The organism is Bacillus sp. AFS059628, from assembly GCF_002571225.1.
Taxonomy (GTDB): domain Bacteria; phylum Bacillota; class Bacilli; order Bacillales; family Bacillaceae_G; genus Bacillus_A.
Genome location: NZ_NVEC01000017.1, coordinates 133,703 through 140,688 on the forward strand (window position 1 = coordinate 133,703; position 6,986 = coordinate 140,688).

Below are 6,986 nucleotides of genomic sequence, written 5' to 3' on the forward strand. Positions count from 1 at the left end.
AGAATAGTGGTTTATTATATTTCCATCTAAGCATGTACAGCATGTCCTATGGCTTGCAATAACGCTTCATGAATCGCTTCAGATAAAGTTGGATGCGCTGCAATATAATCTCTCATAATATCAGCAGTAACTTCCGTATGAATCATTACGGTTCCTTGTCCAATCAGTTCGGTTGCACGAGGACCGATAATAGAAATACCTACAATTTCTTGATATTTAGGCTCCACAATAACTTTTACTTTACCCGTTTGTTCTCCAATAATAAGCGCTTTTCCATTTGCTGAAAAAGGAAACTCCCCGATAAGAATATCACCATATTGCTCTCTTGCTAATTTTTCACTTAAACCGACACTGGCAATTTCTGGAGCTGTATAAATACAGCGAGGTACAGCATGGTAGTTTATCTTTACATCTTCTCCACTCGCGTGTAATGCTGCCGTAGTTCCTTCATGGAAGGCAACGTGAGCAAGCTGGATTCCGCCAATCACATCACCTGCTGCGTAAATATGTGATACATTTGTTTGCATATGTTCATTCACAGCAATTCCTTTATTTGAAAATTGAACACCCGCTTTTTCTAAACCTAATTTTTGCACACGTGGTTTTCGACCGACAGAAACGAGAACAAATTCCGGATTGACTACTTGGATACTTCCTTCATATTCAAATGAAGCCTGCTGCTTATAATTATTTAATCCTTTTAAAGCTGCTTCTGTAAATATTTCTACGTTGTCATTTTCCAGTTTCTCTTTTAATATTTGTGCGATATCTCCATCTTCACCAGGTAATAATTGCGGTGCCATTTCAACAATCGTAACTTTTGTTCCAAGACGACTATAAATACTGGCAAACTCGCACCCTATTACACCACCACCAACGATTAACAATGATTTCGGTATATTTTCTAGGGACATTGCATGGCTACTATTTAAAATCCACTTCCCATCAAATGGAGCAAAAGGTAATTCAGTCGGTTCTGAACCTGCCGCAATAATGAACTGTTCTCCATCTACTACAATTTCTTTATCACCGTGTGTAACTCTCACACGATGATCCGTTTCAAATCTTGCTTTACCTTGTATAACTTTTATTTTATTTTTCTTCATTAAATATTGAATTCCTTGGACGAGCTGCGTTACGATTTGTGATTTCCTCGCCTGTATTTGCTTCCAATCAACTGAAATACTTCCTTCGTTAAGCATAACTCCATAATGATTCGCTTCTCTCACAATGTCATGCACTTCTACACTTTCTAACAATGATTTCGTAGGCATACAACCAACATTTAAACAAGTCCCACCAAGATCAGCTTCATCAATAAGAGTGACTTCTTTTCCACTTTGAGCCGCGGTAATTGCTGCTACATAACCAGCAGGCCCACCTCCAATAACGACTAGTTTACTCATTCTCTCACCTTCTCTTTATAAAAGAATTGTTACAGGTTCTTCTAAATAACGTTTAATTGTGTGTAAAAATGCAGCTGCTGGTGCACCATCTAATACACGATGATCGAATGTTAAACTTAAAGGTAACATACTTCCTTTTCTTAATTTTTTCCCTTTATATACAGGAACATGTTCAATTGCCCCTACACCTAAAATACCAGTTTCAGGTGTATTTAATACTGGCGTAAAATATTCAATACCGAAGCTACCTAAATTACTAATTGTAAAGGTTGTTCCTTGCATATCATCACTACTTAAACTCCCTGCTCGTGCCTTTTGTGCCACATTCTTAATCCCTTTAGATAGTTCTACTAAAGATAGATCATTTGCAAAGCGAATAGCTGGAACGACTAGTCCTTTTTCTAACGCGACCGCCATGCCTAAATGAACATGTTCAAATTGATGAATGGCATCATCTATATAAGCGCTGTTCATCTCTTTATGCTCTTTAAGCGCTAATACAACAGCACGAGAAACGAAATCCGTGATAGTTAGTTTGTTATCGTACCGTTTTTGTACAACTTCCGCTATTTCTTTATGTAAAGCTACTAAATCTGTAACATCCACTTTCATCGTTAATGTTAATTGCGCACTATTTTGTAGGCTTGCATGCATACGATTCGCAATTGCTTTTCGCATACCAGTAATAGGAATGACTTTACTTTCTTCTTGTTCAAGTATCTCTGGAATTATTACTCTTTCTTCAATCGCTTTTAATACGTCTACTTTTGTAATCCTTCCGCCGGGGCCTGTACCAACTAATGCCTCGATATCTAGATTTTCAGACTTTGCAATTTTCTTCGCTACAGGTGAAATTTTGATTCTTTGCTTCGCCACTTCTTTCGCATATGGTTCTGGATGTTGGATATTTTCAGGCTCAGGGTTAGGTATTTTTTCTTCTACAATATTTTTACTTTCATAGACTTCTACCTTTTCGTTCGGCTTACCGATATAGCAAATGACAGTGCCAGGTGGAACGCCCTCATCTTCACTTACAGCTATATCAATAACAGTTCCATCCGCTGGTGCTTCTATTTCCGTTTCGATTTTTTCTGAGTTAATACTAGCAATTAGTTCACCTTTTGCTACATGATCACCTGCTTTAATATTCCAGCTCGTAATAATACCTTCTTTCATCGCCATACCTAACTTCGGCATTACAACTTCTACAGCCATGTTTCTCTCTCCCTTCTCATCGTTTCATTACACATGTAATAAAGATTGGTCTCCGATCATTTCTGATACAGTTTCAATTACTTTCTCCGGCGTTGGTAAATATAACTTTTCAAGTGGTGGAGAGAATGGAACTGGTGTATGTGGTGCTGTAATTCGTTTAATAGGCGCATCTAATAAATCGAATCCTTTATCCGCTACAATTGCCGCAATATCTGTTGCGATACTACATCTTGGATTTGCTTCATCAATAACAATAAGACGATTTGTTTTTTCAACTGATGCTAAAATCGTATCTTCATCAAGCGGTGATAAAGAACGTGGATCGATTACTTCTACTTCAAGTCCTTTTTTCGATAATTGCTCAGCAGCTGCAAGTGCTGTATGAACTTGTTTTCCAATTGCGACGATTGTTACATCAGAACCTTCACGTTTTATATCTGCTTTTCCTAATGGAATTGTATAGTATCCTTCCGGCACTTTACCTTTCATATTGTAAAGTGTTTTATGTTCAAAGAAGATTACTGGATCATCATCTTCAATTGCCGCTAATAATAAGCCTTTTGCATCATACGGAGTAGAAGGAACGACAACTTTTATACCTGGAATGCTCGTAAACAACGCATATAAACTTTGCGAATGCTGTGCCGCTGCGCTAAATCCAGCACCATGCATCGTACGTACTGTAACTGGCACTTTCGCTTTACCACCGAACATATAGCGGAACTTTGCCCCTTGGTTTAATACTTGATCAAGACAACTACCGATAAAATCATTAAACATTAATTCAGCAATCGGACGTAGTCCTGTTGCCGCAGCTGCCATCGCCGCTCCCATATAACCTGCTTCTGAAATTGGAGTATCTAAAATACGATTTCGGCCAAACTCTTGTACAAGTCCTTTTGTAACGCCGAGTACACCGCCCCATGCCTCATCATCTTGCAAGTGATCAACTTGTGCACCACCTGCAACGTCTTCTCCTATTAAAATTACGTTTTCATCACGACGCATTGAGATTTTCATCGCTTCATTAATTGCAGTTGACATACTTACTGTTCTAGTCATTATTTTTCACCCTCCTCTTATTTGTAAGAAACGTATACATCTTTTAATAACTCTTCATTCTCTGGATATGGACTATTTTCACTAAATTCAATTGATTTTTGCACTGCTTCATCTACTGCCCTTTCCATATCTACAAGCTCAGATTCAGTTAATAAAGCTTCATGAATTAAATACTTACGGAAATTCACAATCGCATCTTTTTCATTTAAATGTTCTTCTTTTTCTTCTGAAGTTTTATACGTTTGCGCTTCACCTTCGAAATGACCGTAATTTCGATATGTCATACATTCAATTATTGTTGGACCACCGCCATTACGCGCACGTTCTACTGCTTCTTCCGCCGCTTTATACACTGAAAGCAAGTCCTTTCCATCCACTTGAACACCTGGAATATTGTAAGCTTTCGCGCGATCTGCAATGGAATTACAACTTGAAGCATATTCAAATGTCGTTGCTTCACCGTAACCGTTATTTTCTGCGATAAAAATAACTGGTAACTTCCAAATCGCAGCTAAATTAACCCCTTCATGGAATGTACCTTCATTATTTGCTCCGTCACCGAAGAAACAAACACTTACATCTTTCGTTCCTTTATATTTAGCTGTTAATGCTGAGCCGCAAGCAAGTGGAAAACCTCCGCCTACAATCCCATTTGCACCAAGCATTCCTTTATCTAAATCAGCAATATGCATGGAACCGCCTTTCCCTTTACATAACCCTGTCGCTTTCCCAAAAAGTTCAGCCATCATCCCGTTTAAATCACAACCTTTTGCGATACAATGCCCATGTCCTCTATGTGTACTTGTAATACTGTCACGATCCGTTAAGTGGGCACATACACCAACTGCTACTGCTTCTTCACCTGCGTATAAATGAACGAAACCTGGCAAAACGCCCTGCGCGAATAATTCATGCACCTTATCTTCAAACTTACGAATTTCTAACATTTTTTCATACATCCAACGAGCTTGTTCTTTCGTAATTTCATTCCCTTTACTTTCAGTTGTTTTTAACATGTTCAGCCCTCCTATTTTTTTGTTCATCTTTTATATTGCAAGTACTATGCCAAATTCTAATCCTTGATTTAATAGGTTTTCTCTTTTCTTTCAAAATAAAAAAGTGGACAAAATGAGACATCTGTCTCGTTTTGTCCACTTTTGTTCACCTAATTTGAGAATTATTATTTTATTCAGGATCAAAACTCTTCTGTAACTTCCGGATGTAAATAATTTGACCTATATGATAAGCATTATGAGTTGTTACATTGGCTAATACTTCCCACCACTTTGCAGAAACAGGAAATCCAACTACGTCACTTTCAACCTTCTCTTCATCTATAAGCTTTTGCCATTGTAACAGTTTCTCTAGTAGTTTTTCTCTTAACTCATCGAAAGATTGATTATCTGAAAGCATAAAACTTTTGTTATTATCACCAATTGCGGGCACGGCATTCACATTTGATTCTTTGTATCTAGTTTGCCACGTTGAGTTCCAATACAGTAAGTGTTGTACAATTTCAGCTATACTATTACTCTCTTCATTCGGTTTCCAGAAAGCTTCCCTCTCTGATAAATCTTTCACTGCATCTGAAAATGGAATATACCAACTAGGATCGTTTGCATTCGCCAATAATTGATCTGCTAATACATCTTTCACATGGGCCATTTTTCTTCCCTCATTTCATTAACGTATTCATACTCACTTCTCTATATACGCTAAGTCCATATAATTCCCTCTTTTAAAAGTCGTTAAAAAAGCTCGTATAACATGAATGGGTACTTCTTTCAAAATGAATGATAGAATAATAGATTTTCTTATCATAACTCGTTATGATAAAAGAAAAAGAAAGCTGGCAGAAAATGAACAAAAAAGTCGCAATTATTACAGGAGCCTCAAGTGGATTTGGACTATTAACTACACTCGAACTCGCAAAAAAAGATTATTTAATTATCGCTACAATGCGAAACCTTGAAAAACAAGCGAACTTAATATCTCAAGCTACTCAACTCAACTTGCAGCAAAACATAACAGTTCAACAATTAGATGTAACCGATCAAAACTCTATACATAACTTTCAATTATATATAAAAGAAATAAATAGAGTAGATCTACTTATTAATAACGCAGGATATGCAAATGGGGGCTTTGTAGAAGAAATTCCAGTAAAGGAATACCGTAAACAATTTGAAACGAACCTTTTTGGAGCTATATCAATTACTCAACTTGTATTACCTTATATGAGAGAACAAAAAAGTGGGAAAATCATTAATATAAGCAGCATTAGTGGTCAAGTTGGATTCCCTGGTCTATCCCCTTACGTTTCTTCAAAATATGCATTAGAAGGCTGGAGTGAATCCCTTCGTTTAGAAGTAAAATCTTTCGGAATAGATGTTGCTTTAGTGGAACCTGGTTCTTATAACACAAATATATGGGAAGTTGGTAAACAACTAGCTACAAACCAATCTGATACCACTTCTCCTTACAAAGAATATATGAATAAAATACAAAAACATATTAATAGCGGCAGTGATACATTTGGTAATCCGATAGATGTTGCTAATAAAATTGTAGAAATCGCTGAATCTAAGCGAACGAATTTACGATATCCGATTGGAAAAGGTGTAAAATTTATGATCTTTGCAAAGAAGATTCTTCCTTGGAGATTGTGGGAATACATTGTTTTGAGAACCTTTAAGAAAATGTAATAGACTTTTTGAAAACCATTTTGAAAGAGGTGCAATTAAATGTTAGGTTTACCATATGGACAAGTATTTTTAGTTCCGTGGACTGAGCAATGGGAAATTGAATATATGAAAGAGAAACAATTCATTGAGGAACAAATTGGCGAATATATTTTAGCGATACACCATATTGGTAGTACCTCTATTCCACATTTAAGCGCAAAGCCAATTATTGATATTGCAATCGAAATAAAAAATTATAAGGACGGTTTAACATGTATTAAAAAGTTAGAACTACTTAACTATAAATATAGAAAAAATGTACTACCTGAGCGATATTATTTTAATAAAGGAGAACCACGAACTCATCAAATTCATATGTATGAACAAGGAAATACATATTTAATAGAGCAATTACAATTCAGAGATTACTTAATAAACAACAAAACTTCTCGTATCCAGTATGAACAGTTAAAGATTCAACTTTCACAAGCTAATCCTAATGATAAACATCAATATGCTGAGGATAAAACGAATTTCATTACATCTATATTAGCCAAAATAAAGTGAAACTTTAATCAGTGGGGGTTTTCTTCATCCCCACTGATTATCAGCCCTCACC

The 6,986-nt window shown here is 36.4% G+C and carries 7 protein-coding genes; 2 read left to right on the forward strand and 5 right to left on the reverse strand.

Translation table 11 applies throughout. The features are described 5' to 3' along the window. Window positions 1-26: 26 nt before the first annotated feature. The 5 genes from lpdA to COL05_RS07920 all read right to left on the reverse strand — a co-directional run bounded on the left by lpdA (window position 27) and on the right by COL05_RS07920 (window position 5,348). Window positions 27-1,406, reverse strand: coding sequence for a dihydrolipoyl dehydrogenase (gene lpdA / locus COL05_RS07900; protein WP_098668187.1), 1,380 nt, complete (start codon window positions 1,404-1,406; stop codon window positions 27-29). Window positions 1,407-1,421: 15 nt separating this feature from the next. Next, window positions 1,422-2,621: a dihydrolipoamide acetyltransferase family protein gene (locus tag COL05_RS07905; protein WP_098668188.1), complete on the reverse strand. Its 1,200-nt coding sequence runs from the start codon at window positions 2,619-2,621 to the stop codon at window positions 1,422-1,424. A gap of 27 nt (window positions 2,622-2,648) precedes the next feature. After that, a complete protein-coding gene (gene acoB, locus COL05_RS07910) occupies window positions 2,649-3,683 on the reverse strand; it encodes an acetoin:2,6-dichlorophenolindophenol oxidoreductase subunit beta (RefSeq protein ID WP_098668189.1) in 1,035 nt (344 codons plus the stop codon). A 17-nt stretch (window positions 3,684-3,700) separates the two neighbouring features. After that, window positions 3,701-4,699, reverse strand: coding sequence for an acetoin:2,6-dichlorophenolindophenol oxidoreductase subunit alpha (gene acoA / locus COL05_RS07915; RefSeq protein ID WP_098668190.1), 999 nt, complete (start codon window positions 4,697-4,699; stop codon window positions 3,701-3,703). A gap of 169 nt (window positions 4,700-4,868) precedes the next feature. Beyond that, entirely contained in the window at window positions 4,869-5,348 is a 480-nt protein-coding gene (locus COL05_RS07920; RefSeq protein WP_098668191.1) for a DinB family protein, read from the reverse strand. A 194-nt stretch (window positions 5,349-5,542) separates the two neighbouring features. Here COL05_RS07920 and COL05_RS07925 point away from each other — a divergent pair, with 194 nt between their 5' ends. Together COL05_RS07925 and COL05_RS07930 are read left to right on the forward strand one after the other, a co-directional pair. Then, window positions 5,543-6,388: an oxidoreductase gene (locus COL05_RS07925; RefSeq protein ID WP_218937598.1), complete on the forward strand. Its 846-nt coding sequence runs from the start codon at window positions 5,543-5,545 to the stop codon at window positions 6,386-6,388. 39 nt (window positions 6,389-6,427) lie between these two features. After that, complete coding sequence (locus tag COL05_RS07930; RefSeq protein ID WP_098668193.1) at window positions 6,428-6,934, forward strand: GrpB family protein; 507 nt, start codon at window positions 6,428-6,430, stop codon at window positions 6,932-6,934. Window positions 6,935-6,986 lie beyond the last annotated feature (52 nt).

Coding starts and splice junctions, on each gene's coding strand:
- lpdA (WP_098668187.1), bottom strand. CDS start 1,406: ATGAGTAAACTAGTCGTTATTGGAGGTGGGCCTGCTGGTTATGTAGCA.
- COL05_RS07905 (WP_098668188.1), bottom strand. CDS start 2,621: ATGGCTGTAGAAGTTGTAATGCCGAAGTTAGGTATGGCGATGAAAGAA.
- acoB (WP_098668189.1), bottom strand. CDS start 3,683: ATGACTAGAACAGTAAGTATGTCAACTGCAATTAATGAAGCGATGAAA.
- acoA (WP_098668190.1), bottom strand. CDS start 4,699: ATGTTAAAAACAACTGAAAGTAAAGGGAATGAAATTACGAAAGAACAA.
- COL05_RS07920 (WP_098668191.1), bottom strand. CDS start 5,348: ATGGCCCATGTGAAAGATGTATTAGCAGATCAATTATTGGCGAATGCA.
- COL05_RS07925 (WP_218937598.1), top strand. CDS start 5,543: ATGAACAAAAAAGTCGCAATTATTACAGGAGCCTCAAGTGGATTTGGA.
- COL05_RS07930 (WP_098668193.1), top strand. CDS start 6,428: ATGTTAGGTTTACCATATGGACAAGTATTTTTAGTTCCGTGGACTGAG.